The sequence below is a fragment of the Nocardia salmonicida NBRC 13393 genome (assembly GCF_001613085.1).
In the GTDB taxonomy this organism is placed as follows: domain Bacteria; phylum Actinomycetota; class Actinomycetes; order Mycobacteriales; family Mycobacteriaceae; genus Nocardia; species Nocardia salmonicida.
Genome location: NZ_BDBR01000035.1, coordinates 1 through 26,828 on the forward strand (window position 1 = coordinate 1; position 26,828 = coordinate 26,828).

32 protein-coding genes, 1 pseudogene and 1 riboswitch are annotated in these 26,828 nt (G+C 66.6%); of the genes and pseudogenes, 11 read left to right on the top strand and 22 right to left on the bottom strand.

Features of this window, described 5'->3' with window-relative positions; all coding sequences use genetic code 11:
* From NS1_RS27750 to NS1_RS27775, 6 genes and pseudogenes are all read left to right on the top strand, one after another.
* A pseudogene (locus NS1_RS27750) lies at positions 1–297 on the top strand (acyl-CoA dehydrogenase); the annotation flags it as partial.
* Positions 279–1,031 (top strand): PIG-L deacetylase family protein, encoded by a 753-nt coding sequence (locus NS1_RS27755; protein WP_063816291.1) that lies wholly within the window; start codon positions 279–281, stop codon positions 1,029–1,031. The pseudogene NS1_RS27750 and the gene NS1_RS27755, both read left to right, overlap by 19 nt.
* Positions 1,028–1,642 (top strand): class I SAM-dependent DNA methyltransferase, encoded by a 615-nt coding sequence (locus NS1_RS27760; protein WP_062989186.1) that lies wholly within the window; start codon positions 1,028–1,030, stop codon positions 1,640–1,642. Before NS1_RS27755 ends, NS1_RS27760 begins: the two co-directional genes overlap by 4 nt.
* A gap of 223 nt (positions 1,643–1,865) precedes the next feature.
* Positions 1,866–3,110 carry a PP2C family protein-serine/threonine phosphatase gene (locus NS1_RS27765; protein WP_084504529.1) on the top strand — a complete coding sequence of 415 codons (1,245 nt, stop codon included), beginning with the start codon at positions 1,866–1,868 and terminating at the stop codon, positions 3,108–3,110.
* Positions 3,107–4,729 carry a sensor histidine kinase gene (locus NS1_RS27770; RefSeq protein ID WP_255284718.1) on the top strand — a complete coding sequence of 541 codons (1,623 nt, stop codon included), beginning with the start codon at positions 3,107–3,109 and terminating at the stop codon, positions 4,727–4,729. The genes NS1_RS27765 and NS1_RS27770 overlap by 4 nt, the downstream gene beginning before the upstream one ends.
* Positions 4,726–5,187: a response regulator gene (locus NS1_RS27775; RefSeq protein WP_062989190.1), complete on the top strand. Its 462-nt coding sequence runs from the start codon at positions 4,726–4,728 to the stop codon at positions 5,185–5,187. Before NS1_RS27770 ends, NS1_RS27775 begins: the two co-directional genes overlap by 4 nt.
* Here the strand turns inward: NS1_RS27775 and NS1_RS27780 are convergent.
* Positions 5,184–5,540 carry an STAS domain-containing protein gene (locus NS1_RS27780; RefSeq protein ID WP_056809524.1) on the bottom strand — a complete coding sequence of 119 codons (357 nt, stop codon included), beginning with the start codon at positions 5,538–5,540 and terminating at the stop codon, positions 5,184–5,186. The two genes, NS1_RS27775 and NS1_RS27780, sit on opposite strands and share 4 nt — an antisense overlap.
* Positions 5,541–5,827: 287 nt before the next feature.
* On the opposite strand from NS1_RS27780, the gene NS1_RS27785 reads away from it, so the two are divergent.
* The gene (locus NS1_RS27785; protein WP_084504531.1) at positions 5,828–6,241 is read left to right on the top strand and encodes an ATP-binding protein; all 414 of its coding nucleotides are present in this window, start codon (positions 5,828–5,830) and stop codon (positions 6,239–6,241) included.
* A 24-nt stretch (positions 6,242–6,265) separates the two neighbouring features.
* On the opposite strand, the gene NS1_RS27790 is transcribed toward NS1_RS27785, so the two are convergent.
* Positions 6,266–7,210: an AraC family transcriptional regulator gene (locus NS1_RS27790; protein WP_062989194.1), complete on the bottom strand. Its 945-nt coding sequence runs from the start codon at positions 7,208–7,210 to the stop codon at positions 6,266–6,268.
* Positions 7,211–7,563: 353 nt separating this feature from the next.
* On the opposite strand from NS1_RS27790, the gene NS1_RS27795 reads away from it, so the two are divergent.
* Complete coding sequence (locus NS1_RS27795; protein ID WP_062989196.1) at positions 7,564–7,998, top strand: STAS domain-containing protein; 435 nt, start codon at positions 7,564–7,566, stop codon at positions 7,996–7,998.
* A gap of 129 nt (positions 7,999–8,127) precedes the next feature.
* Here NS1_RS27795 and NS1_RS27800 read toward each other — a convergent pair whose 3' ends face one another.
* Complete coding sequence (locus NS1_RS27800; RefSeq protein ID WP_056809517.1) at positions 8,128–8,595, bottom strand: SRPBCC family protein; 468 nt, start codon at positions 8,593–8,595, stop codon at positions 8,128–8,130.
* A gap of 231 nt (positions 8,596–8,826) precedes the next feature.
* On the opposite strand from NS1_RS27800, the gene NS1_RS27805 reads away from it, so the two are divergent.
* The gene (locus NS1_RS27805; RefSeq protein WP_062989198.1) at positions 8,827–9,012 is read left to right on the top strand and encodes a hypothetical protein; all 186 of its coding nucleotides are present in this window, start codon (positions 8,827–8,829) and stop codon (positions 9,010–9,012) included.
* Between the two features lie 371 nt (positions 9,013–9,383).
* Here the strand turns inward: NS1_RS27805 and NS1_RS27810 are convergent, their stop codons facing one another.
* The 10 genes from NS1_RS27810 to NS1_RS27855 form a co-directional block, all read right to left on the bottom strand.
* A complete protein-coding gene (locus NS1_RS27810) occupies positions 9,384–9,644 on the bottom strand; it encodes a DUF4235 domain-containing protein (RefSeq protein WP_062989199.1) in 261 nt (86 codons plus the stop codon).
* The gene (locus NS1_RS27815; protein ID WP_062989201.1) at positions 9,641–10,048 is read right to left on the bottom strand and encodes a DUF3618 domain-containing protein; all 408 of its coding nucleotides are present in this window, start codon (positions 10,046–10,048) and stop codon (positions 9,641–9,643) included. The genes NS1_RS27810 and NS1_RS27815 overlap by 4 nt, the downstream gene beginning before the upstream one ends.
* On the bottom strand, positions 10,045–10,452 hold the full coding sequence (locus NS1_RS27820; protein WP_062989203.1) for a phage holin family protein: 408 nt from the start codon (positions 10,450–10,452) through the stop codon (positions 10,045–10,047). Before NS1_RS27820 ends, NS1_RS27815 begins: the two co-directional genes overlap by 4 nt.
* Positions 10,453–10,464: 12 nt before the next feature.
* A complete protein-coding gene (locus tag NS1_RS27825) occupies positions 10,465–11,421 on the bottom strand; it encodes a YihY/virulence factor BrkB family protein (protein WP_062989205.1) in 957 nt (318 codons plus the stop codon).
* A 153-nt stretch (positions 11,422–11,574) separates the two neighbouring features.
* On the bottom strand, positions 11,575–11,754 hold the full coding sequence (locus NS1_RS40325) for a hypothetical protein (protein ID WP_131816831.1): 180 nt from the start codon (positions 11,752–11,754) through the stop codon (positions 11,575–11,577).
* 320 nt (positions 11,755–12,074) lie between these two features.
* On the bottom strand, positions 12,075–12,791 hold the full coding sequence (locus NS1_RS27835) for a hypothetical protein (RefSeq protein WP_063816292.1): 717 nt from the start codon (positions 12,789–12,791) through the stop codon (positions 12,075–12,077).
* Positions 12,792–12,931: 140 nt separating this feature from the next.
* A complete protein-coding gene (locus NS1_RS27840) occupies positions 12,932–13,738 on the bottom strand; it encodes an ABC transporter ATP-binding protein (protein WP_062989209.1) in 807 nt (268 codons plus the stop codon).
* Entirely contained in the window at positions 13,731–14,582 is an 852-nt protein-coding gene (locus tag NS1_RS27845) for an ABC transporter permease (RefSeq protein WP_255284719.1), read from the bottom strand. The genes NS1_RS27840 and NS1_RS27845 overlap by 8 nt, the downstream gene beginning before the upstream one ends.
* Positions 14,560–15,582, bottom strand: a complete 1,023-nt coding sequence (locus NS1_RS27850) for an ABC transporter substrate-binding protein (RefSeq protein ID WP_062989211.1) — start codon at positions 15,580–15,582, stop codon at positions 14,560–14,562. Before NS1_RS27850 ends, NS1_RS27845 begins: the two co-directional genes overlap by 23 nt.
* Positions 15,579–16,286, bottom strand: coding sequence for a TenA family protein (locus NS1_RS27855; RefSeq protein WP_062989412.1), 708 nt, complete (start codon positions 16,284–16,286; stop codon positions 15,579–15,581). Before NS1_RS27855 ends, NS1_RS27850 begins: the two co-directional genes overlap by 4 nt.
* Positions 16,277–16,373, bottom strand: a riboswitch (TPP riboswitch). Its footprint overlaps the gene before it by 10 nt.
* 168 nt (positions 16,374–16,541) lie before the next feature.
* Here NS1_RS27855 and gnd point away from each other — a divergent pair.
* Together gnd and NS1_RS27865 are read left to right on the top strand one after the other, a co-directional pair.
* Entirely contained in the window at positions 16,542–17,987 is a 1,446-nt protein-coding gene (gnd, locus tag NS1_RS27860; RefSeq protein WP_056809500.1) for an NADP-dependent phosphogluconate dehydrogenase, read from the top strand.
* 250 nt (positions 17,988–18,237) lie between these two features.
* Positions 18,238–18,930: a TetR/AcrR family transcriptional regulator gene (locus NS1_RS27865; RefSeq protein WP_255284720.1), complete on the top strand. Its 693-nt coding sequence runs from the start codon at positions 18,238–18,240 to the stop codon at positions 18,928–18,930.
* 64 nt (positions 18,931–18,994) lie between these two features.
* Here the strand turns inward: NS1_RS27865 and NS1_RS27870 are convergent, their stop codons facing one another.
* From NS1_RS27870 to NS1_RS27910, 9 genes are all read right to left on the bottom strand, one after another.
* Positions 18,995–19,168, bottom strand: coding sequence for a hypothetical protein (locus NS1_RS27870; RefSeq protein WP_255284721.1), 174 nt, complete (start codon positions 19,166–19,168; stop codon positions 18,995–18,997).
* A 62-nt stretch (positions 19,169–19,230) separates the two neighbouring features.
* Positions 19,231–20,304: an oxygenase MpaB family protein gene (locus NS1_RS27875; protein ID WP_062989217.1), complete on the bottom strand. Its 1,074-nt coding sequence runs from the start codon at positions 20,302–20,304 to the stop codon at positions 19,231–19,233.
* Between the two features lie 196 nt (positions 20,305–20,500).
* On the bottom strand, positions 20,501–20,845 hold the full coding sequence (locus NS1_RS27880) for a hypothetical protein (protein ID WP_062989219.1): 345 nt from the start codon (positions 20,843–20,845) through the stop codon (positions 20,501–20,503).
* A 15-nt stretch (positions 20,846–20,860) separates the two neighbouring features.
* Positions 20,861–21,412 carry an Rv1363c family protein gene (locus tag NS1_RS27885; RefSeq protein WP_062989221.1) on the bottom strand — a complete coding sequence of 184 codons (552 nt, stop codon included), beginning with the start codon at positions 21,410–21,412 and terminating at the stop codon, positions 20,861–20,863.
* Complete coding sequence (locus tag NS1_RS27890; RefSeq protein WP_307619989.1) at positions 21,409–22,632, bottom strand: MCE family protein; 1,224 nt, start codon at positions 22,630–22,632, stop codon at positions 21,409–21,411. Before NS1_RS27890 ends, NS1_RS27885 begins: the two co-directional genes overlap by 4 nt.
* Entirely contained in the window at positions 22,629–23,708 is a 1,080-nt protein-coding gene (locus NS1_RS27895; RefSeq protein WP_062989223.1) for an MCE family protein, read from the bottom strand. The genes NS1_RS27890 and NS1_RS27895 overlap by 4 nt, the downstream gene beginning before the upstream one ends.
* Complete coding sequence (locus NS1_RS27900; RefSeq protein WP_062989225.1) at positions 23,705–24,778, bottom strand: MCE family protein; 1,074 nt, start codon at positions 24,776–24,778, stop codon at positions 23,705–23,707. Before NS1_RS27900 ends, NS1_RS27895 begins: the two co-directional genes overlap by 4 nt.
* Positions 24,778–25,809, bottom strand: coding sequence for an MlaD family protein (locus NS1_RS27905; RefSeq protein WP_062989227.1), 1,032 nt, complete (start codon positions 25,807–25,809; stop codon positions 24,778–24,780). The genes NS1_RS27900 and NS1_RS27905 overlap by 1 nt, the downstream gene beginning before the upstream one ends.
* A complete protein-coding gene (locus NS1_RS27910; RefSeq protein WP_062989229.1) occupies positions 25,806–26,828 on the bottom strand; it encodes an MlaD family protein in 1,023 nt (340 codons plus the stop codon). The genes NS1_RS27905 and NS1_RS27910 overlap by 4 nt, the downstream gene beginning before the upstream one ends.

Consider the following 26,828-nt stretch of genomic DNA (forward strand, 5'->3'; position numbering starts at 1 on the left):
GCGCGCACCAGCCTTTCCGCCGCCGCGCACGCGATCGACGCCGATCCGCGAGACACCGCCGGTGACGGTCGAGTCCGGGCCCGGACTGTGCGTGCGGTGGTCGAGCAGGCGTCGACCGAAACCTTGGACCGGGTCGGGCGCGCGCTCGGCGCGGGACCGCTGTGCGGCGACAGCGCCCATGCCCGCCGGGTCGCGGACCTGACCGTGTACCTGCGCCAGAGTCATGCCGAACGCGATCTGGCCGCCCTCGGCCGTGACCAGGCGGAAAAGGAGTTCTCATGGTTACCCGGCCGCTGATCGATACGCAAGGTCCCGGTGCGGACGAAGGTGTCTGGGCGCGGTGGCGGGCGAGTCGACCCGAACTCCCGATCCACGGCTGGCAGCACCTCGTCGTGGTCGCGCCGCATCCCGACGACGAGGTGCTCGGAGCGGGCGGGCTCATCGCGCAGCTGCGATCCGCCGACATCCCGGTCACGCTGATCGCGGTCACCGACGGTGAGGCCTCGCATCCGGGCTCACCCACCCACACCCCTGCCGAGCTGGCCGCTCTGCGTATCGAGGAATCGCAGAACGCGGCCTACGAACTCGCTACCGGAGCGCCGATGCGGCTCGGTATGCGCGACGGCGGTCTCGCGGAGCAGGAGACCGAGCTCACTGATCTGCTCACCTATGTCCTGTCCCACCTCGGTGGACCAGGAGTGCGGTGCGCGGCCACCTGGCGCCACGACGGTCACCCCGACCACGAAGCTGTCGGCCGAGCCGCCGCCGCGGCCTGCGCCGACACCGCGACCGAGCTGCTCGAGTACCCGGTGTGGATGTGGCACTGGGGCAGTCCGGAGCATCCGAGAGTGACCTCGGAGAATGCCCTCGCACTACCGCTGTCGCCGTCGGCGGTCGCGGCCAAGGCGCGGGCGATGGCGCAGCATCGCACTCAGATCCGCCCGCTGTCGGATCATCCGGCGGATCGTCCCGTCCTGCCCGCGCATGTCCTCCAGCGCTTCACCGCACCGGACGAGGTCTTCTTCCAGTGAGCGAAACACCCATGCCGCCGGGCTATTTCGATCGGATGTACGCCCACGACGACGACCCGTGGCGCTTCACCACCCGCTGGTACGAGCAGCGCAAACGTGCGTTGACCATGGCGATGTTGCCGAAGGCGCACTATCGAAGAGGGTTCGAGCCCGGCTGCTCCATCGGTGTGCTCACCGAGGAGCTCGCCGGTCGCTGCGATCATCTGGTGGGTACCGATATCGCTGAGCGTGCACTCGACGCCGCGCGATTGCGTCTGGTCGACGTACCGGTGGAGTTCCGGCTGTGGGGTCTGGGGCAGCCCTGGGAGGCAGAGGATTTCGATCTCATCGTCTTGAGTGAAGTCTGCTATTACCTCGACGCCGCGAGTCTGCGCGACGTCTTCGAGCAAGCCGTGACGCACCTCGAGCCGGGGGGCACCCTGCTGTGCGCGCACTGGCGCCACGTCGTGGCGGATTACCCGCTGACCGGCGACGACGTCCACGCGATCGCCCGCCAGACCACGGGCCTGTCGGCCTCGGCCCACTACGAGGACGATGACCTGCTCATCGACGTGTTCGCGGCGTCGACCCGGGTCCCACCCTCGGTGGCCGAGGTCGAGGGCCTCGTCTGATCCAGTCGAATTACCGCAGCCGGGCGGGGAATCCCGCGCGGGCATGGGTGTCGGCGCGATCGGATAGCATCCCCGGTACTACTTTCGGTCCAGCAACCGGCCGGCGGAGTCAGTTCGCGCAGTGGGCGCCTGTGATCGGAGGCTTTCGTGCACACCCTGGGTTCTGTGCTGTCCAGGTGGGGAGGGGTAGGTCTGATGTGGTGCGAGCAGGCGACTCTCGGCTGTGCCGGCGGTGGTTGTGGTGCGCAGTGACGCGTTGAACGCCGATCTCTTCGCGGCCGGGCCCGGATCGCGGCGCCAACTCCACATACTGCTGGTCGAGGACGATCCCGGCGACGCTTTGCTGGTAGAGGAGATGGTCGCGGACCTGTCTCCGCGCCCACACCTGGATTGGGTACGCACCCTGACCGAGGCAGGCGAGCGCCTACGCACCGACGTCCCCGATTGTGTGCTGCTCGATCTGCATCTCCCCGACGCGGACGGACTCGAGGCGCTGGCCGGGATTCGCGTTCGCAACGACCAGGTCCCTGTCGTGGTGATGACCGGACTCGACCAAGAGCGCACCGGGCTGTTCGCGTTGGCCTCCGGCGCGCAGGACTACCTGGTCAAGGGTCGAGTCGACCCGGAATTGTTCGGGCGCGCAGTGCGTTACGCGATCCAGCGCAAACAGGCCGAACTCACCAGCGCGGCCCTGCAGGCCAGTCAGATGCGGGCGCAGGAGAACTCCCGGCTGGAACGCGGACTGTTGCCGACTCCGCTGCTGGGCGCCGACCCCGCAGTCGAGGTGGTGTCGCGGTATCGACCCGGTCGTGACCACTCACTGCTCGGCGGTGATTTCTACGACGTGGTCCAGGACCCGACCGGCGTCGTGCACGCCATCATCGGTGACGTCTCAGGCCACGGTCCCGATGCCGCGGCGACCGGGGTCGCCTTACGACTGGCGTGGCGCACGCTGGTGCTCAGCGGCGTCACCGGTGCCAGGCAACTGAACCTGCTCGAGGAAGTGCTGCTCGCCGAACGCGCCGATCAGCAAACCTTCGCCACCGCAACCAGCTTGGTACTCGACCCGGCGACCCGAGAGGTGTCGGTACGCCGCGCGGGACACCCCGGCATGCTGCGGTGCACCGGTACCGGACTGAGCTGGATCGAGGTGCCGGGCGGACCGGCCCTCGGTTTCGTCCCGGGCTACGCGCAGTGGCCGGCGCACGAGGTGGCACTCGCGGACGACGCGGGGCTGATGCTGTTCACCGATGGCTTGTTCGAAGGACGTGTCGGCGACGGCAGCACCCGCCTCGGCGAAGACGGATTGTTCGAACTGGCACAGACACTGCCCACCGAGCAGCCCGAGACCTTCGTCGACGCGCTGATCGGACAGGTCGCGGAGCTGTCTTCGGCGGCCGGCGGTTTGGATGACGATGTGGCCATCCTGTATTTGCGGTGGAGTGATGCGATGAGGCGGACGACGTGACGAGTAGTACATCCACCCGGTCCGGGTCGGTCCGCAAGATGACGGCACAGGGCTGGTTCCAGCTAGTGTTCGTGCTGATGATTTTGGTGGTGATCTTCGGTGCCGCGGCGGGCGCGCAGGTCATCGCGCACACCGGCCGGGTCACCGATCGTCTGCTCTCCGAAACTCTGCCCGCGGCCACCGAAGCCCATCGGCTGCAGGGTGCGCTGCTGAATCAGGAGACCGGCATCCGCGGCTACGCCATCACCGCCGACCCGCAGTTCCTCGAGCCCTACGACCGAGGGCGGCAGGAGCAGACCCGCGCCGCGAACCGCTTGCGGGAGCTGCTCGGCGGCCATCCAGGATTGGTCGCCGACCTCGCCGCGGTCGACCTCGCCGCCCAGCGGTGGCAGGCCGACTTCACCGATCCGGGTACCGGGGCGGTGTCGCCTCGGGCGGGCACCGGTCTCGACGCCGCCACGGGAGCGGTGCGCAGAAAGGCGCTCTTCGACGCCGTGCGCGGTACCTTCGCGGTGCAGAACGAGCATCTCACCGCGGTCGTCGACAGCGACTCCGCCGAGCTGGCGAGCGCGCGCACCACGCGCAACATCGTGCTGTCGGGCATCGTCGCTGTCTTCCTGCTGACCGGGGTGCTGCTCACCGTTCTGGTTCGGCGCCTGGTGGTTCGGCCGCTCGGCTATCTCACCGAGTCGTCGCGGCGGGTGGCCGCGGGGGAGTTCGACGCGCATATCGATGCCGTCGGCCCTTCCGATATCGCGTTGGTGTGCGAGGCGGTGGAGAACATGCGTCACCACATCGTCGCCGAGCTCGACTCCACACGCATCCAGGAAGCGGTGTTGCTGCGACAGAAGCAGGATCTCGACGTCCAGGCCGAGGAACTGCGCCGATCCAACACCGAATTGGAGCAGTTCGCCTACGTCGCGTCCCATGATCTGCAGGAGCCGCTGCGCAAGGTGGCCTCGTTCTGCCAGCTGCTCGAGAAGCGCTACGGCGACCAACTCGACGATCGCGGCAAGCAGTACATCGATTTCGCCGTCGACGGCGCCAAACGCATGCAGGTGCTGATCAACGACCTGCTCACCTTCTCCCGCGTCGGCCGGATGTCGGAGGGCACCGAGCCGGTGGGCCTCGATCAGACCCTGGACGAGGCGGTGGCCGCGTTGTCGGCGACCATCGAGGAATCCGAGGCCGTGATCGAGCGCCCGGAGGCACTGCCGGAGCTCGTCGGGGAACCGACCCTGTTGGCCATGCTGTGGCAGAACCTCATCGGCAACGCGATCAAATTCCGCAAGCCCGACCTGACTCCTGTGGTCCGGGTGACGTGTGCGCCCAACGCCGACGACGCCGAGGAATGGGAGTTCTCGGTGTCGGACAACGGGATCGGCGTCGCAGCCGAATTCGCGGAGAAGGTCTTCGTCATCTTCCAGCGCCTACATCCGCGAGATGCCTACGGCGGCACCGGGATCGGACTGGCCGTGTGCAAGAAGATCGTGGAATTCCACGGCGGCCGGATCTGGCTCGATACCGACTATCGTGACGGCACCCGCCTGTGCTTCACCCTGCGGGCGGCCGCGCCCGCGACCACCGCTGTATCCATCGAGAACGAGGTATTCGCATGACCGATCCCGGCCAGCCGGTCGACATCCTGCTCGTCGAAGACGACCCCGGCGACGAACTGATGACGCGGGAAGCCTTCGAGGACAACAAGATCGGCAACACGCTGCACGTGGTCAGGGACGGCCAGGAGGCGCTGGACTTCATCTATCGCACCGGCGCGCACGTCGACGCTCCACGGCCGGATCTGATCCTGCTGGACCTGAACCTACCCAAGTACGACGGCAGGCAGGTGCTGGAGAAGATCAAGGCCGATCCGGAGCTGTCGCACATCCCCGTGGTCGTGCTCACCACATCGGCGGCCGAGGAAGACATTCTGCGCAGTTACAAACTGCACGCGAACGCCTACGTCACCAAGCCGGTGGATCTCGACCAGTTCATCGCCGCGATCAGGCAGATCGATGAGTTCTTCGTGCAGGTCGTGCGGCTCCCGCGAGTGCGGGAGCCGCGACCTCGGACCTAGTGCGCGTTCGGCTCGGCGGCGATCGCCGCCTCCAGGGTGCCGTAGACCGCGAGCAGCTTGTCGAGCCCGGTCAGTTCGATCGGTCGCGCGACCTCGCGGGAGGCGACCACGCGCAGCTGATAGGGCGCGGCCTTGGACACGACCAGCAACGCGCTGAGCCCGGCCGAGCCGAGGAAGCCGACCTGGGTCATATCGACCACCAGCGTCTTGCCGCCCTGCTGGGCCTTCTCCAGCACCGCTTGCAGCTGGGGCGCCGAGGCCATATCCACCTCACCACGAACGGTAAGGATTTCGAAGTCGTCTTGTGCCCGTGTCTGCACGTCGAGGTCTCGGAAGCCGCCTTCAACACTCACCGAAGGTCTCCCCGGTTGCGATTCGCCACTTTTCTACCTCTTACCTCTAGCTTCGCCGGGTCGGCGAATGTGCGAGCGATTCTTGCCCCAGCAACCTACCCCATCCACTCGGGCCACAAACCGTTGCGCAGCACCGGGGTACCCTGGCTCGGACGTATCCGCCGGGCCGCGGTGAGAGGGCATTCTCACGCCCGGAAGTGGCATACCCGAGTACTGCACGGGTACTGCCAATGGCGCGGGGGTTCTCGCGGATTCGTTGGACGTCGAGATGAAGAGGGAGGCATCAGGTGACGACGCACCCATCTCGGCAGGACAGCGCCGTGAAGCCGTTCGAGATCGATTTCTCGGCAGACGCCGCGCGGTTGGCCGAAGTACGTCACGCGCTGCAGGCGTGGCTGGCGGAGGTGCCGGTCGACCCGAACGCGGCCTACGACATCGTGCTCGCCGTCGGTGAAGCGTGTACCAACGCCGTCGAGCACGGTCACCGTGGCGACGGCGGCACAGTGCGCGTTACCGCCGCGCTCACCGAGACCCACGTCCACACCGTCGTGACCGACGGGGGGAGCTGGTTGACACCCGACCCGGACACCGATCAGTCACGTGGGCGTGGGATGGGCATCATGCGTGCCCTCAGCAGTGAATTCGAGGTCAGTACATCGGCGGCGGGCACCGTGGTGGATATGCGGTTCGCTCGGGCCTGAGACGGCCCTAGACCTTCGCAGCGCTCATTCGCGCAGGGTCTGCCTCGGTGGTTGACCGTAGCGGTGGCGGTAGGCCGTGGCGAAGCGGCCGGGATGGGTGAAGCCCCACCGGTAGGCGATGGTCGCGACAGTCTGGCCGTCACCCGGCAGCGCGGCGCCGAGTTGTTCGTGTGCCGCCGCCAGCCGCAGTTGCTGCAGGTATTCGAGCGGCGTCGTGTCCAGATGACGACGAAAGGCCAGTTGCAGGGCGCGCGGAGTGACAAAGGTCGCCGCCGCGATATCGGTGATCGCGATCCTTTCACCCAGATGCGACTCCATATAGGCGATGGCGCGGCGCACGGTGTGGGGGTGAGCGTCGTGCCGATCGGTGGCGTTCGGCTCGTTCTCGGCGGTCGTCGGCATGGTGGCCAGCACTGTCGCGGCGAGATAGTCCGAGGCCGCCGTGACGGTGAGCGGGCTGTTCGCTGCGTCGGGGTCGGCGGCGATCTGCTGCAGATGGGTGATCACCCGTCGCAGCCGGTTTCCGGCCGCGACCGTGACCGGTCGGTGCCCGTCTACCCGCACTCGTTCCCCGCCGTCGGCGGTGGCGACGCGGTCCAGGATCGCGGGGTCGAACATGGTGATGTCGTAGCGGCTGGTTCGGATGACGCCCGAGTAGGGCAGGTCGTGGGGGGTGAGCAGGCCTGTCTGCCCGGGGGTGAAGGTGTCGGGGCCGTCATCGTGATAGTTCTCGTCGATCCGGCCGCTGTGCACGGTGACGAGGCAGACCCGGCCCAGCGGGTCGGCGTCGTAGGCCATGTCGAAACCCAGCTCGAGCTGGTCGAAGTTGATCGAACCGAGCACTTCGCGACGAATCCGAGTACGTACTTGGTGCGGGCCGTGATTGCTGATCTGCACCCTGGTGTAGGCGTTGTTGAGGAACTCCTCGGTCACCGCCAGGTCGTCGCTCTCGAAATTCAGGCTCTGCACGACGCTCCCTCCGTGGACACACGATGACGGGGGCACGGCGGAGACGGCGGGGCGCCGGACAACCGCGCCCGATGGCTACTCGCGCCCCATATTACCGGCTCGGGAATTGGCGACGCACCCGCTGTTTTGCCCTCGGCGCACCGCGTGTCGGGGGTACGGTGCTTGGGTCGCAGAGACGAAATACGAAAGCGGACCACCGCGATTCAGGACCGATAGCGAACAACTGGGTGCCCGGATGGCTCCGGAGCCATGCGGTTTGCCGGGCCGCGTGCTGGAATAGGTAGCCGGCCCGATCTTGAGCCCACAGGACTGTTGGCAATGCACTGCTCCATGGTGCTGAAGAATCGAGTCTTTTGAACAATCGTCCCGACGAAACCCGCTCGCCCGCAGCCGACGACCCGGCTGCCGATCTCTGCCGCCGCTTGGATGCCGTCTCGGAATCCGCAGGGCAGGTCATCGTGCTCCATGCTCGCGGGGAGATCGACGCCTATACCCTCCCGCGCTGGCGCGGCCTGCTCGAGTCCGCTGTCCCCGAGTCCGCCGAGGGCGGACATCTCGTCGTCGACTTGGACGAGGTCACGTTCCTGTCGGTACGTGCCGTGATGGTCCTCACCGATCTAGCCCAGCATCTGGACCGACGCGGCATCGGAATGCATCTCGCCGACGGGCGTGCTGCCACGACCATCGCGCGCGTGATCGACCTCGCCGGCATGACCGAGTGGATTTCGATCCACCGGGACCTCGCCACGGCCCTCGCCGCTACCGCCGGTCCGCGCTCCGACACCTGATCCTGGTGCTGCTGGGCTTCGATCGGCCGAGCACGAACGGAACGCCCCGCACTCTTTCCGAGTGCGGGGCGTTCCGTTCGTGCATAGGGGACAGGGGAGTCCTGGCCGCTGCCGTCAGCGTGTCAGGGGTCAGATCCCAGCGTCGGGGCGCGGGATGTCGCCGCGCCACGCACCGGTCGCGTGACCCTCGCTCTCGATGAACTGCTTGAAGCGCTTCATGTCACCGTTCACTCGGTGCTCGAGCACGCCCAGTTTGTCGGCAGCGGTTTCGACGAAACCCTGTGGGTCGACATCCATCTGCGCCGTGACGCGGGTATGGGTGTCGTCGAGCCGGTGGAATGTGATGACTCCGGCATGGTCGGGTCCGCTGTCGGATTTCCACGCGACTCGCTCGTCCGGGTGCTGTTCGGTGATGGTGGCGTCGAACTCTCGTGTCGACGGGCCGACGTGGATGCGCCAGTGGGTGTGGCGGTCGTCGAGCTGACTGACCTGCTCGACTCCTTCCATGAACTGCGGAAAGGTTTCGAACTGCGTCCACTGGTTGTAGGCCGTACGGATCGGGACGTCTACATCGACAGTTGCGGCTACCGTGCTCAACGGGTACTCCTTCCCCAGCCTGCCTGCGTCTTGCCGTCACAGACTGGATTCGGTCACAGCTGCAAGCCTTCGAGGCCCTGCAACTCGTACAGTGACTGCCTACCCGGGGCCCGAAAGCGCAAACAGGAGTACGGCGCTCAGGCGCGGCTGTTTGGGATGCGGATTTCGAGGTAACACGACGGTGCGGCCGTCGGCCGCGAGCCGTTCACCATATCGTCGAAGGAGGAGTTCATGGACCGCCTGGACATTGTCGCTCAGTGGCGTCGGGACATCGCGATCGCCGATAACGACGGTGACGCCGCCGTACGGCATCTACACGGCGACGTGGCGGCGGTGATCGGGGTCGAGGGGCAGCATGGACTGACCACCGAGAACGACGAATCCGGTCGACGTACCGAGACTCACGGCGAGGATTGAGACCTCGTCAGTCAGGTCGAAAGCGGTTCAGGCAATGCGTGCGTGAGGCCGACCAGTCGGCGCGGGCGAGCGAACCTGCGATCTGAGATCGACATCATGACCGCGCCCTCGACTGCGACGATTGTCGCCGTATCTGGGTCGAAGCCGAAAGTCCGAGTTCGATCGGACCTCGGGTGGTTGGCGGTTGCCGGGACCGTCGACTGGGTCAGCGTCCGGACGGGACGCGCTGGCCCCGGCAACCGCCCGCCGGCCGGTCAGGAGTTCGGCCATCCCGTCCCCGGCGGCGGTCTGTGGTTCGATCTGCAAACCGGCAGATACCCGAGCACATCAGGTCCAAACCGAATCCACGGGACTTGTGGTCAGGTGGCGAGCTAGTCGGTAGGCCAGGTCCCGGTCAGTGACTTGTAGCCGGTCGCGCCTGCACGGTCCACGGCTGCCTTGACCAGACCGAAGACCGCGCCCTGCAGTGCGGCGGCGAGCAGAACCTCACGCCAGGTGCGGTCGCGAGCAGTCGCCGATGGCGGTTGTTCGCCGCCGGCCACCACACCCCAGACCCGGTTGAACACCGCCCCGGCGGCGATGCCGCCGAGCACCCCGACGGCCATGCCGAGAGGCCGATACAGCGTCTTCATGACCGACGCCGCCGTGCCAGCCACCACACCAGGGCCGTGGCGGAGATCGCGGCCGCGGCCACCGGAATCGGATTCCGGCGAGCCACTTCAGCCGCCTGCTTGCTACGTTCGGTCACCGGTTCAGGAACTGAGGATTCGACCTTCTCGGCCGCGTGCCGGGCCTTCTCCTTGGCGACAGCCTGCACTTGTTCTGCCTTGTCCCGCGCCTGGTCGGCGGCGGCCAGTGTCTGATACTTCGCGTCGGTGACCCGGTCCTTGGCCGCGTCGGCCGCGTCGTGGACCTTGTCCTTCGCGCGTGCGGGTACGTCCAGCTTGTCGGTCAACTCGGCGACGGTCTCGCCGAGCTCCTGCCGTGCCTGTTCGCGGTCCCGGCGCAGTGCCTCCGGATCGTTGGGCTCGTTCATCGCTTACTCCCGTCCTTGACGATCTCGATGTCTTCCTTGACGCTCTGCATCGCTTCCCTCGGCACCGGCGGCGCGGCTTCGGTGACATTCTTTTTGCCGAGCAGTCCCAGCCCCGCGCCGACCACGACCAGCCCCGCGCCGACTATCAGGGCGGCTGCCCAGTTCGGCAGCACGAGCGCGAGCGCGAAGACAGCGGCGGCGGTGAGGGCGATGCCGCCGTAGAAGGCGACGAGTCCTCCGGCGCCGACGATTCCGACGCCGCGTGCGATTCCCTTTGTGCGGTCCTGCATCTCGACGCGGGCGAGCGCGATCTCGTCGCGCACCAGGCGGGTGATCTGCTGGGTGGCGTCGTCGACCAGCTCGGCCACCGAGCGATCGGGTGGTCCGGTGTGCGTGTCAGCCATGGCATTACCTCCTTATTGGGGTGTGTCTCGCGGGGGGAGGACGGGTTCGTGGTCGGGTGGCTGGCCCTGTTCGATGCGGCGGCCGCGAGCCAGTTCGGCGTCGAATTCGGCACCGAGCAGCACCGCGACATTGCTGAGCCACAGCCACACCAGGAAGGCGACGGCACCGGCCAGCGAGCCGTACACCTTGTTGTAGGAACCGAAATTGGCCAGGTAAAGGGTGAAGCCGACCGAGGCGGCGATCCACACCAGCACCGCGAGCACGCTGCCGGGCGAGAGCCACCGGAATCCCGGCTGTTGCGCGTTGGGCGCGGCCCAATACAGCAGGGCGACTCCGAGACTGACGAGCACGGCGAGTACCGGCCACTTGACGATGTCCCAGATCAGCACACCGACCGAACCGATGCCGAGCCACTCACCCGCCGCTTCGGCGAAGCGGCCGGTGAACAGCACCCCGACCACGCACACCGCGATCAGCAGCACCATCACCGCGGTCAGCCCGACGCGCAGCGGCAGCGTCTTCCAGATCGGGCGGCCCTCTTCGGTGTCATAGACCGTGTTGGAGGCCCGGATGAAGGCCCCGATATAGCCGGAAGCCGTCCACAGCGCCGTCACCACACCGACGATCGCCAGTGGGCCCGCCAGCGAGCGGGAGCCCTGCAACTCCCGGATGGCGTCGACGAGCAGTTCGGTGCCGGGACCGGGGCCCAGTTGCTCGATGGTCTGGATGAAGGAGTCGGTCGCCGAGGGATCGAGCAGCCCGAGCAATGCGGTGAGTACGATGATGCCGGGAAAAATCGACATCACGCTGTAGTAGGTGAGCGCAGCGGCCCAATCGGTCACATTGTCTTCCATGAACTCGGCCACGGTGCGGCGCAGCACGCCCCACCACGACCGCCACCGCAGCGCCGAAGGGCCCTGCGACCAGTCCTGCGCCACGGGCTCGCGCTCGGCAACACTGTCCGTCATCCAGATATCCTCCTGATCGTCGGCCGCTTACCCGGTCTCCGAGGGGTCAAACGGTGGTCCGGTCCGTCCGCGAGTTCGTCTGTGTACCAGCCGGTTTCACAACGAATCGGCACGGCGGTACCTGCTGGATGCCGCACGGTGCCCACCCGCGATTCAGAATCCGACGAGTCCCGAGGCCAGATCCACGGTGTCGATGATCTGTGTGACCTGCTGGCGTGCGTTGGGGCACTGGTCGCGCGTGACAGCGTCGATCGCGTCGCGGTCGCGGGCGACGGCGATATTGATCGCACCGTTGCGCAGTGCCCAGATGTGGACCACACCGTTGAACCTCACGCGAGCGATGGCACTGCCCTGTTGGCGCCAGCTAGCGAGATCGGCCCACAACGTGTCGCACAACTGCGCACCGGCGGCTGGACCGATCACCAGCCCGTTCGCCGTGTCCCCGTTGGTGCCTCGCGATTCGGTAGTCGTCGCGCAGGCAATGACACCCGCCGATAGGAGAACGCCCAACAAGGCGACGCGACCCACGGGGTGGACGCGACGGCGGGCTCGTCTCATGAGCATCGGGCTCTCTTTCATCCGGGAACACGAGGTGGTTCACCGGTCGAATGCCCGCGTCTCGGGAGCCGAATCGGAGATCGTCCTGCGAGATATCAGGTCGCGGGCTGGGCGCTGTCGTCGGTGCGGCCGCGGCGGCTGCCGGTGTAGGCACTTTCGCGCAGCCAGTTCACTGCCTGGGGGATCATCGTGACGTCGGCAGGTCGGTTGAGGATCGGATCGAAGAAGTCGGTGCGGTGTTCGCCGGGCTCGGCTCGCCGCAGGTCGAGTTCGCCGACGATCTCGGGTGGGCGGCCGATCCCATCGGCGACGAGCGAGAATCGGATCACCTGGTCGTCGAGGTGATCGTCGAGGGCTCGCAAGGACGCCGTATTCGGCAGGTCGTCGGTGTCGAGCGGTTCGGCGAACAGCCAGACCGGTGACGCGTCGGCGAATCGGTAGGGCAGGAGGGTGCCGAAACGGGCGCTGGACCAGGCGCGGGCGGGGGTGATGACGAACCGGCCCAGCGTGCTGGTGCCGGTCGTTGCCAGCGCGAAGTCCCAGGGACGCTCGTCGCGATCGAGTACCCGGAACGCCAGCCCGAGGACATCGGGTACCCCGCCGGGACTGCCGACGCCTTTCGACACCCGGGCGATGACCGCTCGGTCGCCGGGACCGAACCACGGCACATAGTTGCTGGTGGCATGGAACCGGCCCGCGAGGCGGATGCCGCGGGGGTGGAACACCCGTGCGTGCCGAATCCGCGCCCCCGTCTGGAAGGCGGTGCGGACAGCGGTGGTCGGCAGTTCGGCGATACTGTGCCTATCGATCATCGGCGCTGGTCTCCTGTCACGGTTATGGCGGTGGTCTTTCGCCCGGCGCGGTACGACGAGCCCATAGGGTGCGCCTACCCAGGGAAACGGCGGCCAATCGCTGTTCGCCGCTTCGGCACAACAGTTCGGCGTCGCGCGAGCTACCGCTGTTCCGTGAACGCCCGACGAGACTCTTCGTGCAGGATCGCGAGAAGTTCCTCTTCCAGCGCGACGAATTCCGGGGCGGTGATTGTGGACAACCCCCGCGGCCGCGGCAGGTCGATGCGCAGTTCGTGGCGCACGGTGGCCGGGCGCGCCGACAGGACGATCACCCGGTCCGACAGGTACACCGCCTCACGGACGTCGTGGGTGATCATCAGGACCATCCAGCGGTAGCGCTGCCAGACCTCTTGCAACCACGACTGCATCTCGGTGCGAGTCAGTGAGTCGAGCGCGCCGAAGGGTTCGTCGAGCAGCAACAGTTCACGCTCCTGGACGACGGTCCGCAGCAGTGCGGTTCGCTGTCGCATCCCGCCCGACAGCTGCGACGGGCGGGCGTTCTCGAAACCGGACAGGCCGAAAACCGGGAACAGTTCGCGGGCGCGGCGCCGGGCCTCCGTCTTCGGAACACCCTGTACCCGCAGGCCGAGGATGGTGTTGTCGAGGACGGTTCGCCAGGGGAACAGCAGGTCCTTCTGCGGCATGTAGGCGCAGTGCGCGGCGGTGTCCTCGCCGTCGGCCGCGCGGAAGCCGACGCTGCCGGAGTCGGGGGATTCGGGTCCGGCCAGCATGTTGAACACGGTGCTCTTGCCGCAACCACTCGGCCCGATGACGGTGACGAACTCGCCCGCTCGGACGGTGAACGAAATCCCGCCCAGTACCGCGAGGTCCGGGCTGTGCCGGCCGGGCTGCGGGAACGACTTGGTGAGGTGATCGACGACGATGCGGTCGTCCCCGGCGTCAGTCACGTCGGCTCCTGTTCTGCTCGCGCGACCACGGCGCGACGAGGCGTTCGATCACGAACGTCGACAGGTACAGCGTGATGCTCAGCAGCGCCGTGACCAGCACCGCCGCCAAGACCAGGTCGGTGCGGAACGAGTTCTTCTGCAGGCTCATATAGATGCCGAGGCCGACGCTCGCGCCGACATACTCGGCGAATACCGCGCCGACGACCGCGTAGGTGATGCCGATCCGCAGCGCCGTGAAGAACCGCGGCAGCGCGGACGGCAGTCGCACATAACGGAACACCTGCAGCCGGGAGGCGCCCATACTCCGCAGCAGCGCGCCCGCGTCACGGTCGGCCGCGGCGAAACCTTCGATCAGGCCGATGGCCATCGGGAAGAACGTCACCAGCGCGACCACCAGGACCTTCGGCAGGAGACCGAACCCGAACCAGATGATCATCAACGGTGCGATCGCGACGATCGGCACGGTCTGCGACGCGACGAACAGCGGCACCAACGCACGCCGCAGCCAGGGCGAGAAGTCCACGATCACCGCCAGCACCCACGCCAGCGTCAGCGACACCGCGAACCCGACAAGCGTCACCTGCAAGGTGGCGGCCGCATGCGAGATGATCTCGTCCCGGTGTGCCCACCCCTGCTGGACGACCCGCAGCGGTGACGGCAGCACCTGCGGACGGACACCGCTACTCGTGACGTAGACCTGCCAGATCGCGACGAGCACCGCCACCGTGACCAACGACGGCACCGCCCATCGGATCCCCGCCCAGCGAGCCGTCCCGCCGTCGTCGCCGGTGGGCACCAGCGGCGACGAGGCTACGGACAGCTCACGGGGTGGCGAGGTACTCATTGGTGAAATAGGTCGACCAGTCGGGTTCGGTGGTCAGCGGCTTTCCATCCGAGCCGGTCAGCAGACCGCCCCGATACAGGAAGCCGGAGTTCGCCGACCATTGCTGCACCGTCTGGGTGCCCACCTTGCCGCCGGCGTCCTTCATGAACTGCGCGGCCAGCATGCGCTGGCTCTCGAAGACCAGCGCCTCATCGTTGAACGCGCCCGGATTGGCATTGATGAGATCCTGGGCGGCCGCGTCCGGATTGTCCGCGGCGAACTGGTATCCGCGTTGCAGCGCCTGCACGAATTTCGCGGCACGGTCGGGGTTCTCGGCCAGCCAGCCCTCGTTGGCATCGATCACGATCGCGTACGAGTCCGGGAACCCGAAATCGGTGTACCGGAAGTACCGCATCGGGGTGCCGTGGTGTTCGGCCTCGATCCCTTCCCACGCCAGATACGAGACGGTGAAGTCCGCCTTGCCGGAGTAGACCGCTTCATAGGCCGACGAACCCAGCATCACCGAGGTGAAATCCCCGGTGCCGCCGTCGTTGCGGATGACCTGCTGCAGTGCCTCCCGCTCGCCCGGGTCGCCGAAGCCGGCGTAGGTCTTGCCGTCGAGGTCCTTCGGTCTGGCGAGGTCGGCGCGGTCGGCGCGCACGCCGATGCCCGTGGCCCAGTGCTGCAGCGGGGCGAGCACCGACTTGACCTGCGCACCCGAGGCGCGGGCGAAGGTCGACGAATTGTGGGTGCTGATCCCGAATTCCGCGTTTCCGGCATCGACCATCGTGTCGACCGAGGTGTTGTTGTACGGCAGGACCTGTACATCCAGACCGGCGTCGGCGAAGTAGCCGCGCTGCAACGCGACGTAGAGCCCGACGTGGTTGGTATTCGGCGTCCAGTCCAGCGCGAACCGGATGGTCTGATCGGAACCGCCGCCCGAACCACAGGCGGTGAGCAGCGACAGGGTCGCGACGACGGTTGCCATGACCGCGAGCCCGCGGCGAAGACGCGCGCTCATGCGGCAGGCCAGGGCTGCGGGTGCAGGGCGGTGTCCCAGAACATCAACTCGTAGCGCACAGCGAGGATGAAAGCCTTCTCCATCGCTGCCCGCTCGCGCTCGCTCGCCGACTCGGCAGCGGCGTCGACCAGCGATCGGGCCGTGGCCGCGGACTGCTGGAACTCCGCTGCGCCGTAGGTGGTGACCCACTGGGCGTACGGGTGGGCGGAGTCGGCGGCGATCACCTTCGCGGCGCTCGCGGCCAGGTCGCGCCCCACTTCGGCGTAGATCCAGAAACAGGGCAGCGCGGCCGCCGCGGCGACGGCGTAGGACTCCGTCGCGGCGGCGGCGATCAGGAAGGAGACATAGGCGAGGCAGGTCTGCGAATGCTCCGGCTCGCCCTGCCGCGGAGGCAGCGCGCCACCGGTGAGCATCTGATCGTGCATGGCCGACTCGACAGCGGCGGCGTTCGCGGACGAGGTCGCCCAGAAAGCCGCGGTCTGCGGGTCAGGCGACTTCGCGGCGAGAATCGCCAGCGCCTTCGAGTACCCGGTGAGATACAGCGAATCCTGTTCGATGTAAGTGCGGAACACCTCGAGCGGCAAAGTGCCCTCGCCGAGGTGCCGCAGGAATTCCAAGTCGTCGATCGCACCGCGCAGGACCTTGGTCCGGTCCCACAGGTGGTCGGTGAACAAGTCTGTCTTCGTGGTGTGGGCGTGCAACACCGTGACATCCCTTCGTCAGCATTACCTGAACAGGTTCGGCGGGTCTGTTCTCAGCCTCGCGGTCGCGAGACACCCCGTGTCAGAACTCGACCGACACTAGCAGCGCCCGCCGACACGCGGGCTCGGCGCGGTTCCGCGTGTAGCCCCGGTCACGGTGGTAGGTGTTCGGCGACGGACCGGCACCCAGTAACTTGCCTGCCAAGGAGTCCGTCTTTCGCCTCCATCGAACCCGCCGAACGAAGAGAGCTGATCTCAATGTCGACCTCTACCGCGCGTGCGCACATCGGTGTGACCGGCCTGGCCGTGATGGGCAGCAATATTGCCCGTAACTTCGCCAAGCACGGGTACACCGTCGCGCTGCACAACCGTTCCGTCGCCAAAACCGACGCGCTGCTCGCCGAGCACGGCGGTGACGGCGATTTCGTCCGCACCGAGACCGTCGAGGAGTTCGTCGCGGCGCTGGAGAAGCCGCGGCGAGTGTTGATCATGGTCAAGGCGGGCGAGGCGACCGACACCGTCATCGCCGAACTCGCCGACGCGATGGAGCCGGGCGACATCATCATCGACGGCGGCAACGCCCTCTACACCGATACGATTCGGCGCGAGGCCGCCCTGCGCGAACGCGGCCTCAACTTCGTCGGGGCGGGCATCTCGGGCGGTGAGGAGGGCGCGCTCAACGGTCCCGCGATCATGCCGGGCGGACCGAAGGAGTCCTACGAGTCGCTCGGCCCGCTGCTGGAGTCGATCGCCGCGCAGGTCGACGGCACCCCGTGCTGCACCCACATCGGCCCCGACGGTTCCGGGCACTTCGTCAAGATGGTGCACAACGGCATCGAATACGCCGACATGCAGTTGATCGGCGAGGCCTACCACCTGTTCCGCGACGCGCTCGGTTTCGACGCCAAGCAGATCGCGGACGTGTTCACGCAGTGGAACTCCGGGGATCTGGAGAGCTACCTGGTCGAGATCACCGCCGAGGTGCTCGCCCAGACCGACGCGAAGACCGGCAAGCCGCTGGTCGATGTCATCGTCGACGCCGCCGAGCAGAAGGGCACCGGTCGCTGGACGGTCAAGTCCGCGCTCGATCTCGGTGTTCCGGTGACCGGCATCGCTGAGGCGGTTTTCGCCAGGGCGCTGTCGGGCTCGCGCGCTCAGCGCAAAGCCGCGGTGGGACTCGCATCGGGCACCCTCGCCGACAAGCCCACCGATGTCGAGCAGTTCACCGAGGACATCCGGCAGGCGCTGTACGCCTCCAAGGTCGTCGCCTACGCACAGGGCTTCGACCAGATCGCCGCGGGCAGCGCCGAGTACGACTGGGATCTGCACCCCGGTGACCTGGCCACGATCTGGCGCGGCGGCTGCATCATCCGCGCCCGCTTCCTGAACCGGATCAAGGACGCCTACGAGCAGGACCCCGCCCTGCCGAGCCTGATCCTGGCACCGTATTTCCGCGAGGCGATCGAGACGGCCATCGACAGCTGGCGGCGCGTGGTCTCCACCGCCACCCTGCTCGGGATTCCGGTCCCGGCGTTCGCGTCCTCGCTGTCCTATTACGACGCACTGCGCGCGGAGCGGCTGCCGGCCGCGCTGACCCAGGGCCAGCGCGACTTCTTCGGCGCGCATACCTACGAGCGCGTGGACGCAGAGGGCAAATTCCACACGCTGTGGAGCGGTGACCGCAGCGAAGTGGTCGCGGACTGAGCTCTCACCAGGGTGCGGTGAGGGACTGACGGTGAACCTGTCCCGTACCGCTGTGCGGAGCAACCGCGCAGTGGTACGGGCAGTGGAACTGGATGCCCAAACCGAATTAGGGATTGCACGTCTATTGATTCGCGTGCGGCCAGCGATTTGAAATCTCGACTGCTGAATGAACTAATTGAGACAGTGTTCAGCGGAAACATTTTCCTGAGGATTGCCGACGACCGCTGCGGGTGTGGGAGATAATGCAGTGGTGAGTACCGAGAGCATCCAGACCAGCGCTCGCCCGAAGCGTCGCAACGGGCCCCGACTTCCGCCGGACGAGCGTAGAACGCAGCTGCTCGACGCCGCGCTCCGTGTCGTCGGCGATGCCGGACTCGCGAATTTGACCATGCAGGCGGTTGCCAAGGAAGCCGGCGTGGCCAAGCCGGTGCTGTACGCGATGTACCCCACCGCGCCGGAGCTGATGGCGCACCTGCTGCACCGCGAACACGCACGGGGAATGGGTCAGGTCTCCGCTGCTATGCCTCGTGACCTGCAAGAATCCGACCCTGATCGCGAGTACGTCGCGGCCGTGATGGCGTTTCTCGAATCCGTCGCCGCCGCACCGACCCGCTGGCGCCTGATCCTGCTGCACAGCGACGGTGCGCCGACCGACTATCGCGAACTGCTCGGCGCGGCCCGCGACAAGCTCCTCGACCAGTGTGTCGATCTGCTGACCGCGGGTTTCGCTGTGCGCGGTGGCCCGCACGAGGTCGATGTCGAATTGATCGCCCACGTCATGCTCGGGTTCACCGAAGTACTGGGACGAATGGTGCTGTCGGATCCGCAACGCTTTCCGCCCGAACGTTTACGCCCCACTGTCCGGTCCATGATCCGGACGTTGCCGGACAGGCCGGGAGCCGAATTATCCGGGGATACGGACAGCGATGATCAGCCCGATTGAGTGTGAGGTCGAGAAGCCGGTAAATCCGCTCACCGAACACAGGGTGAGCGGATTTACCGGCTGACTAACGCAGTTCGATATCGGCGATAATCAGCACGGGCCAAGCGATTATCTGGCCGATCGCGGAGAACAATCGGTCGAGCCCGTGCAAGTCGCTCAGATGGCTGTCGTGGGTGATCAACCAGATCACACCGATCGCAACATAGGGAATGCCTCCTGCGATTGCCAGGTACATCATCTGACGGATACTGAGCCGGCGTTCCAGTAGCTTTGTCACCATTGTCGTTCTCTATTCCGTTGTCAGGCGATGTCGCCGAGGATCGGTTGCGATTCGATGAGGCCCTCATCGGAGGGAGCGAGGCCGTTCGTCAACACGCGATCGCGTTGTTTCGCGCGAAGTGCGTGGTGGGCTTGCGCCGGGATGTCGTATCCATATTTCTTCTGAGCCTGCCGGGGCGTCGTCGTCACCGGATTGTTCGGCGTCAATTCGAGCAGCACCGGCGCCGCCACCGGCACCGTCGTCGGCGAGATCAGCTGCAGCAGGAGCAATTGCAGCCGAGTGTTGAAGCTGACCACTGTCATCGCCGCGCTCAGCCAGGGCAGGACGAGAAGATCGAGAACGCGTCCGGTCGGCAGTCCGGCCATTTCCCGCATCCAGCGCGGCATCGTGGCCAGTGTTCCGCGTCGCAGGAATGCCGCGACGACTATGAACAGCGGTCGCAGCACGAGCGGCATCGGCGGCAGCATCACCTCGGCGTCGAGGAGATGATTCATCGCCTTCTTCGCGATATCGGATCCGATGAGTTGCGGGCGCATGCGTTCGAAGTACTGCGCCACGCCTTCGCGAGTACGGGGAACATCTGCGGGATCGCAGGTTTGGAGTTCGGCTGCCCGGGCGCATTCGTGCCAGTATCGGGACTCGTCGTCGGCGCTGAGCCGCCCCGGTCCGTACTTCTCGTAGGCGATCAGCAGGGAGTGCCAGGCGGTGAGGTGAATCCACAACTGTGACTGCGGGTCATTCGCGTCGTAGTACTTCCCGGTCACCGGATCGATTCCCACGGCCTTGGAATGGATCTTGACCAGGATGTCGGCCGCGCTGGTCGTCGACCGACTGTCGGCGAACATCACCATGGCGAAATAGCGCAGCGTGCGGTCGTAGCGAGTGCGGGGGCGGCTGTAGATCGCACCGGTGGTGTCCACGGCCGCGATCAGTGCGGGGTCGAGTTCCTCGATGACGACTGCTCGCTGGAAGCCGATGGTCAACCCGGTCGGGTAACTCCATACCCGCCAGGCGACGGAGTCGGGTCCGAAGAATCCGTAGTCCTCGGCCGGCGTGACCTCCGGTAGCGACAACCATGCGCGTAATGCTGCCATGCGGTTCTCCCCATATTCTCTGCTGTCGGTCGCGAGCTATCAATATAATTACTACTCGCGCGTAGTTTTCAAGTAAGACGATAGCAGTCCGTACCACGGGCCGCTACGGTTCGCGCTGTGTTTTCGACCGAAATTCGGCTGTGATTGCCGAACGGGCGCGCCATTCCTCAACCGACAGAACATTTTCGGCAGGGGGTCAGGACCGCACGGCACTCATCGCGCGGGCGAGTAGCCACACGCAGATCGCGATGCCCATCGCCGCACAGGTCAGTAGCAGGACGGAAGTCACGGCGTAGGCGGCCCAGGTAGGCAGCACCTGTTCGAGCCCACGGACGAGGGCCGCCAGGGCGAATATTCCGCCGAGGATCGAGGTGACTGCCGCGATGGTCATGGCGAGCCCGGCGACGAGGGTCAGTCGCAGCCGTCCGGCCAGCGCGGTCGCCAGGCGTGCGCTCCGTCGCCGGTATCGGCGCGCGGTAGAGCTGTGCGACACACCGGCCAGGAGCGATTCGGTACGGGGAGAAGCGGTTCGGTCGGTCATCGGGCATCCTCTCGATCAGCGCGAAAGCGTCGGGGTGCTGACTTCGCTGACGAGCCAGCGGTCGAGGTCCTTGCGCAGCGACATGCTCACCGAGAGCTGTCCGGGAGCGGGCTCGCCCTTGGTGCCGAGGCTGGTGATGGTCTGATTGATGACGGCCACCGCCGTCGCGGACGTCTCGTCGGCGGACTCGATGGCGCAGGTGACGTTGCCGACCGTGGAGACCACCTGCCCCTGGGTGAGCACGTCGCGCAGATCCTTGCTGGTGGCATCGAATTCGGTCTTCCAGCTGCCGGTGGCGCCTGCCAGCACGGCGGCGAAATAGGTGTCGAGGTCCTTGGCGTCGTAGCGAGCCAGCGTCGGGGCGTAGGTGCAGGCCGCCGCGAGTGCGGAGTCGCGCGCCTGTTCACGGGCGCGGATGCGGTGGTTGTCCACGGCGAGGAAGGAAGCGGCGGCGACAGCGGCGATCGTGATCATCGCGGCTGCCGGGACCACGAAGCGGCGCAGGGTAATTCGCCGAGGTTCCGTGGTCGGTTCGGTGGTCTCGGAGTGCGAGTCGTCGGTGGTCATGGATACGTCCTTCGGCGGTAGGAGTCAGTTGGCGGGCAAGGGGACGGAGAGCTCGTCGCCGGTGACGCCGGGAGGCGGGCCCGATCCGTTGTCGGGTCCGGCGGGGCGCGGCGCGTTGGCCGAGCCGCGGACCTGCAGCTCGGGATGGCTGGTGACGCAGTAGTTGTAGAGGCGGCCACGGCCGTCGGAGACCCCGGCGGGGGAGACCGGAATGGTCTCGTACTCGCAGGTGGGACGCGGCCAGATGTCCGCCATGGTGTGAAAGGCGTGTCGTGGGCCGGGACTCCGAGGGCGACCACACCGGCGCGCAGGGCGGGAAACAGTGCTGTCATGGCCGGGGTCCGCAATCGGGCCGCTCGGGTGATGGCGACGAAATTGGTCACCAGGCTGGTCAGCGGGTCGCTGGTCTCGGTGAGAACACCGCCGAGGGTGGCCAGCCTGCCCGGACCGTCGTCGAGAAGTTCGCGCACCTCGTTGTCGGCGGCGTTCATCTGGTCGAACAGCGCGCTCGACCCGCGGACCAGGGTGGCGAGGTCGGGCTGGGCATGCGCGGTGGTGTCGGCGATGACCCGCAGATTGCGAATCAGCTCGGTGGTCTGCGGGAGCAGACCGGTGAGGCCGGTCATCGCCTGGCTGAGACCGCTGATCACAGTGCGTAGCACATCGGGGCCGCCGAGCAGTGCGCGATCGAGTTCGTCGACGATCACCGTGAGCCGATCCGGGTTCATCCCGGCGATGAGGGATCCGGTGTTGTCCAGGAACGAGTCGATGGTGACCGGGGTGCTCACCTGGTCGGCAGCCACCGTCGCACCATCGGCCAGGTAGGGTCCCGCGCCGGTGGTCGGCCGGAAGTCGAGATACTGTTCGCCCGCTGCCGAAAGACGCCCGATCGCAACCGGCGTTCCGACGGGAATGGTTGTGGCGCTGTCGATCTCGGCCTCGGCGAGGATGCCGACGCCGTCGAGCACGATCGCGCGTACCGCGCCCACCCGCACCCCGCGCACGGTGACGTTGCTGTGCGGGAGCAGGCCGCCGGAGCTGTGGAGCTGGACCCGCACGGTGTAGGTCGTGTGCAGTGGCCGCATGCCGACGACGTCGACGGCGATGTAGCCGGATCCGATGACGAGCATCCCGATCATGCCGAGCATGGCCCCGGCTGTCTTGTGGTGTTCGGCCCAGCGTGCCAGCCGGACGACGAGGGTGGCGGCGCGCGGGATCATCGAGGGCCTCCCTGCAGCCGGCCGAGCACCCGAGCCAGGACCTGGGCGAGGCTGCCGACGAACGCGGTGACGTCGGTGCCGTCGGGCAATCTGCTGCCCTCGGTGTCGGTGAGCGCGCCGATGTCCAGATACGAGATCCGCGCGGCGACAGCCAGACTCGACCCCTGCATCGACGTCCGCGCCACCGGGCCCAGCGTGTTGAGCCTGTCCAGCGTGGTGCCCAAGTTGTCCCCCATCCGAGTGAATCCGGTCATCAATGCCTGCACGCTGTCGAACAGGCTGAGGAATTCGGGACCGGTGGTCGAGGTGAAGTCGCCGAGCGCGGCGGTCACCGTGGACACCTTCGTCGTGAGATCGGTGATGGCGCGGTTGTTCTCGGCGATCACGGCGATCAGATCAGGGAAGGTATCGGCCGCCTGGCCGAGTTCGGCCTTGCGGGCGCGCAGAGTGGAGGCGAGCCCGTCCAGTCCGTGCAAGACCGAATCGATCTGCCCGGTGCGCTGATTCAACGCGCCCAGCGTCGCGGTGAGCTCGGTGAGCAGGTGCGACAGCTGTGGCCCGCGTCCGCCGACGATCGCGTTCAGTTCGGAGGTGATGCGGGCGACCTGGTTCATCGCACCGCCGTCGAGCAACATCGACATCGCCATCATCAGCTCTTCGACCGACGCGCCCGCCGACGTGTGCTCGCGGTCGATGACATCACCGTCGGCGAGCAATGGAGTCCCTGGCCGGTGCTCCGGCAGCACGATGGCGACGTGGATATCGCCCAACGGGGTCGGTTGCCGCAATTCGGTACGGGTGCCCCGCGGTAGCGCGATATCGCGGCGCACCTCGAGCTCGACATCGGCGAGGAAGTTCGTCGTATCGATCTTGGTAACGACCCCGACGTCGGTGCCGCCGATCTTGACCCTGGCCCGTTCGGGCAGATTGAGCGCGTTGTCGAACACCGCGTGCAAGCGGTAGGACGGCCCGTCGACACCGGGGCGCGGCAACGGGACATTGTCGACGGTGACCGTGCACGAGCACACGCTGAGCGCGGCCAGCGCGGTGACAGTGAGGCGGGCGGCTCTGCTCATTCGGACAGTCCGAGGAGCGCGGCGGTCAGACCGAAGTCCGGACCGAAGTCCATGAGTTTGCCCGTCCGGCAGCCGTCGGCGCGCAACGCGACCCGCGCACACAGCAGCGACAGAGTCTCGTTGTCCAGCAACGTTTTATCGGTGAGCAGGTGGAGCCGCAGCGCCTGCTGGTCGGTGCTGACCGCGCGGGCGAAGTTGTCGGCCATCAACGGCGTCACATCGACGATCTCGGTGAGGCCGCGTGCGTTGTCGCGCATCTGGCCGGTGATGGTGACCAGACGGCTCACCGCGTCGGTGAGCGGCGCGCGATTCTCGGCCAACACCGTCGAGGTGTTGGCGATGAAGTCGTTGACCTGGGTGAGTACCGCGGCCAAGCCCGGCGCCTGTTCGGCGAGCAGGGCGACGAGTTCGGTGAGTCGGCCGCTGAAGTCGCGGACCGTCTGGTCGTTCCCGGCGATCATCGTGGTGAGCTCGTTGAGTTCGACGATGGTGCGCGAGATCTGGTCGCGATTGGCCAGCGACACCTCGAACGTCGTGGAGAGGGCGTCGAGAGTTTCGCGAATTCGGTCACCGTTGCCGTCGAGCATCGGAAACAGCACCCGGCTGGCCATCGGGCCGTTCGCGTTGTCGCCCTTCAGCGCCTCGCCGAGTTGTTCGAAATTTCGCAGAATGCGATCGAGCTCCACCGGAGTCCTGGTGTGCGCCAACGGTATGTGGGCGCCGTCGGCGAGTGTGGGCCCTTCGCCGGTATAGGTGGGAGTCAATTCGACGTGACGGTTGGTGATGAGCTGAGGGGAGACCAGGGCGGCCATGACGTTCGCGGGCAGCTCGACGCCCGGCTCGATGGTCATCGCGACCTCGACGAAGGCGCCCTTGGGCTCGATCGCGTCGACTCGCCCGATCGGGACTCCGAGGACCGACACGTCATTGCCGACGAAAAGACCCGCGGCGCCTTCGAAGTCCGCGGTGAGGTGGACGGCATCGGGGCGAAGCGACACCGGGATCGACGAACAGCCCGCCCCGACGCCGGTGATGATCACCAGTGCGAGGCATTGCGCCAACCTGCGCATTATTTGCACCCTTCTACCGCGTCGGCCAGGCACAGCCAGTTGTCCGGGAACAGCCACGGCATGTAGATGTCGCCGTAGGGTCCCTGGGCGAACGAGTTGTTGAATTGGCGGACCGCCACCGGCATCACCTGATACAGCGCGTCGAGGTGCTCGCGATTCTTTTCCAGACCCTGCGACATGGTGTTCAGGTTGTGGATGAGCGGGCCGAGTCTGCCGCCGTCGTCGATGCCCATGTCCTGCAGGATCTTCGAAGCTGCGGCGATGTTGTCGAGTAGCTCTCTGATCAGATCGCGACGCCGGACGACGGAGTCGCCGATCGCCTGACCATTGGTCAGCAACACCAGCACACTGTTCTGGTTGTCGGAAATCAGCCCGGAGACCTGATCCATGCTGCCCAGCAGTTGATCCACCTCGTCGCGCCGCGAGGCGATCACCTTGGCCAGCGCGCCGACGCTGTCGAGCGCCTGGGCGGTGAGCGCCGGTGAATCGCCCAGCTGGGTGCTCACCGCGTCCAGGCCGGCGCGCAACGCGTTCGGATCGAGCCGTTCGAGATGCTCGAAGGAATTGCGATATTTCGGATCGTTCACGACTTTGGCCAGGTTGTAGGGAACGGTGGTGGCCGACAACGGGATTCGGGAACCAGGCAGGTGCCCCTCGGCCCCCGGATCGAGTTCGACGTGCATCTTGCCGAGAATGGTCGACATCTTGATCGCCGCTTTCGCGTCGTGACCCACGGAGAGGTCGGGCCGCACACTCATCGTGACCAGGACACGATCCCGCTCGAGCCGCACGGCGGTGACCGTGCCGACTTCGATCCCGGCCACGTCGACGCTGTTGCCTGTCCGCAGGCCCGCGGCCTGGGCGAATTCCGCGTGGACGGTGTCCTCACCGAGGTGGGCGCGCGAGAGTATCCCGGATCCGAGAACGAGCACGATCACCGTGACCCCCGCCGCGATGCCGAGGGCGAAGTACCGGTTGCGGAACGCGTCGAGCAGGGTCGTGCGGCCAAGGGAGAACAGGAATGTGATCATCGGCAGACCTCCGAGTGTTCGTTGCCGCCGACCTGGGAGAACAGTCCGCGGGGGAACAGCACGCCCCACAACGAGACGTCCAGGCTGCAGACGTAGGTATTGATGTAGGTGCCGTTGCCGCTGATCCGGGCCAGACCGGCCAGGATCAGCGGTAGCTCGATCGCCGACTGGTCCAGCCGCGCACCATTGGACAGCAGCAGGTCGACGCCTTCGCTCGCCTGGCGCTGTGCCTGTGCCATACCCGGTGCGACCCTGGTGATGAGTTCGGTGAGTTTCGTCGTCGACTCAGCGATTCCCGTGACCGAATCCTCGAGTACCGCTCCCTGTTCGTACAGTCCGCTGACCAGCGCACGGGACTGGGTGATCAGCGTCTCCAGCTCACCGCTGCGGTTGGCCAGGCTGGTGATCACATCGCTGAGGTTGGTGATCACCGCGCCGAGGATCTCGTCGCGTTCGGAGAAGGTCGCGGCCAGTGCGGCTGCCTGGGTGATCAAGGCCGACAACGACACTCCGTCACCTTGCAGCGCCCGCACCAGGGTTTCCGACAGCGAGTTCACCTCGTCGGGTTGCAGCAGGCTGAACAGTGGTTCGAAGCCCGACAGCATGGCGGAGACGTCGAACGACGATTCGGTGCGCTCCAGGGGAATCGAGCCGCCCGCGGGGAGTGGTTCACCCGCCGATTCGCCCACGGCCAGCGCGACGTAGCGCTGTCCGATCAGATTCTGATAGCGGATCATCGCCTTGGTGGTGGTGCTCAGGTGCTGGCGAGACTGCACCGACAGGGTCACCTCGGCGTTGCGGCGGTCGACCAGATCGATCGCGTCGACCCGGCCGACGCGCACTCCGGCGATGCGCACGTCGTCGCCGGTGCGTAAGCCGAGCACATCGGTGAAGGTGGCGCTGTAGCGATGGGTGTCGCCCGGCACCGAACGTTGCAAGGTCGACCAGATCGTGTAGGTCGCGATCATGGACAGCGCGACGAAGACGGCGAGCCCGAAATACGTGTTGCGGGTGCGCAT

What these genes read in the sequence shown, in the direction of transcription:
- NS1_RS27755 (WP_063816291.1), top strand. Translation starts at nt 279, where the DNA reads ATGGTTACCCGGCCGCTGATCGATACGCAAGGTCCCGGTGCGGACGAA.
- NS1_RS27775 (WP_062989190.1), top strand. Translation starts at nt 4,726, where the DNA reads ATGACCGATCCCGGCCAGCCGGTCGACATCCTGCTCGTCGAAGACGAC.
- NS1_RS27805 (WP_062989198.1), top strand. Translation starts at nt 8,827, where the DNA reads ATGGACCGCCTGGACATTGTCGCTCAGTGGCGTCGGGACATCGCGATC.
- NS1_RS27810 (WP_062989199.1), bottom strand. Translation starts at nt 9,644, where the DNA reads ATGAAGACGCTGTATCGGCCTCTCGGCATGGCCGTCGGGGTGCTCGGC.
- NS1_RS27815 (WP_062989201.1), bottom strand. Translation starts at nt 10,048, where the DNA reads ATGAACGAGCCCAACGATCCGGAGGCACTGCGCCGGGACCGCGAACAG.
- NS1_RS27820 (WP_062989203.1), bottom strand. Translation starts at nt 10,452, where the DNA reads ATGGCTGACACGCACACCGGACCACCCGATCGCTCGGTGGCCGAGCTG.
- NS1_RS27825 (WP_062989205.1), bottom strand. Translation starts at nt 11,421, where the DNA reads ATGACGGACAGTGTTGCCGAGCGCGAGCCCGTGGCGCAGGACTGGTCG.
- NS1_RS27835 (WP_063816292.1), bottom strand. Translation starts at nt 12,791, where the DNA reads ATGATCGATAGGCACAGTATCGCCGAACTGCCGACCACCGCTGTCCGC.
- NS1_RS27845 (WP_255284719.1), bottom strand. Translation starts at nt 14,582, where the DNA reads ATGAGTACCTCGCCACCCCGTGAGCTGTCCGTAGCCTCGTCGCCGCTG.
- NS1_RS27850 (WP_062989211.1), bottom strand. Translation starts at nt 15,582, where the DNA reads ATGAGCGCGCGTCTTCGCCGCGGGCTCGCGGTCATGGCAACCGTCGTC.
- gnd (WP_056809500.1), top strand. Translation starts at nt 16,542, where the DNA reads ATGTCGACCTCTACCGCGCGTGCGCACATCGGTGTGACCGGCCTGGCC.
- NS1_RS27870 (WP_255284721.1), bottom strand. Translation starts at nt 19,168, where the DNA reads ATGATGTACCTGGCAATCGCAGGAGGCATTCCCTATGTTGCGATCGGT.
- NS1_RS27875 (WP_062989217.1), bottom strand. Translation starts at nt 20,304, where the DNA reads ATGGCAGCATTACGCGCATGGTTGTCGCTACCGGAGGTCACGCCGGCC.
- NS1_RS27880 (WP_062989219.1), bottom strand. Translation starts at nt 20,845, where the DNA reads ATGACCGACCGAACCGCTTCTCCCCGTACCGAATCGCTCCTGGCCGGT.
- NS1_RS27885 (WP_062989221.1), bottom strand. Translation starts at nt 21,412, where the DNA reads ATGACCACCGACGACTCGCACTCCGAGACCACCGAACCGACCACGGAA.
- NS1_RS27890 (WP_307619989.1), bottom strand. Translation starts at nt 22,632, where the DNA reads ATGATCCCGCGCGCCGCCACCCTCGTCGTCCGGCTGGCACGCTGGGCC.
- NS1_RS27895 (WP_062989223.1), bottom strand. Translation starts at nt 23,708, where the DNA reads ATGAGCAGAGCCGCCCGCCTCACTGTCACCGCGCTGGCCGCGCTCAGC.
- NS1_RS27900 (WP_062989225.1), bottom strand. Translation starts at nt 24,778, where the DNA reads ATGCGCAGGTTGGCGCAATGCCTCGCACTGGTGATCATCACCGGCGTC.
- NS1_RS27905 (WP_062989227.1), bottom strand. Translation starts at nt 25,809, where the DNA reads ATGATCACATTCCTGTTCTCCCTTGGCCGCACGACCCTGCTCGACGCG.
- NS1_RS27910 (WP_062989229.1), bottom strand. Translation starts at nt 26,828, where the DNA reads ATGCGCACCCGCAACACGTATTTCGGGCTCGCCGTCTTCGTCGCGCTG.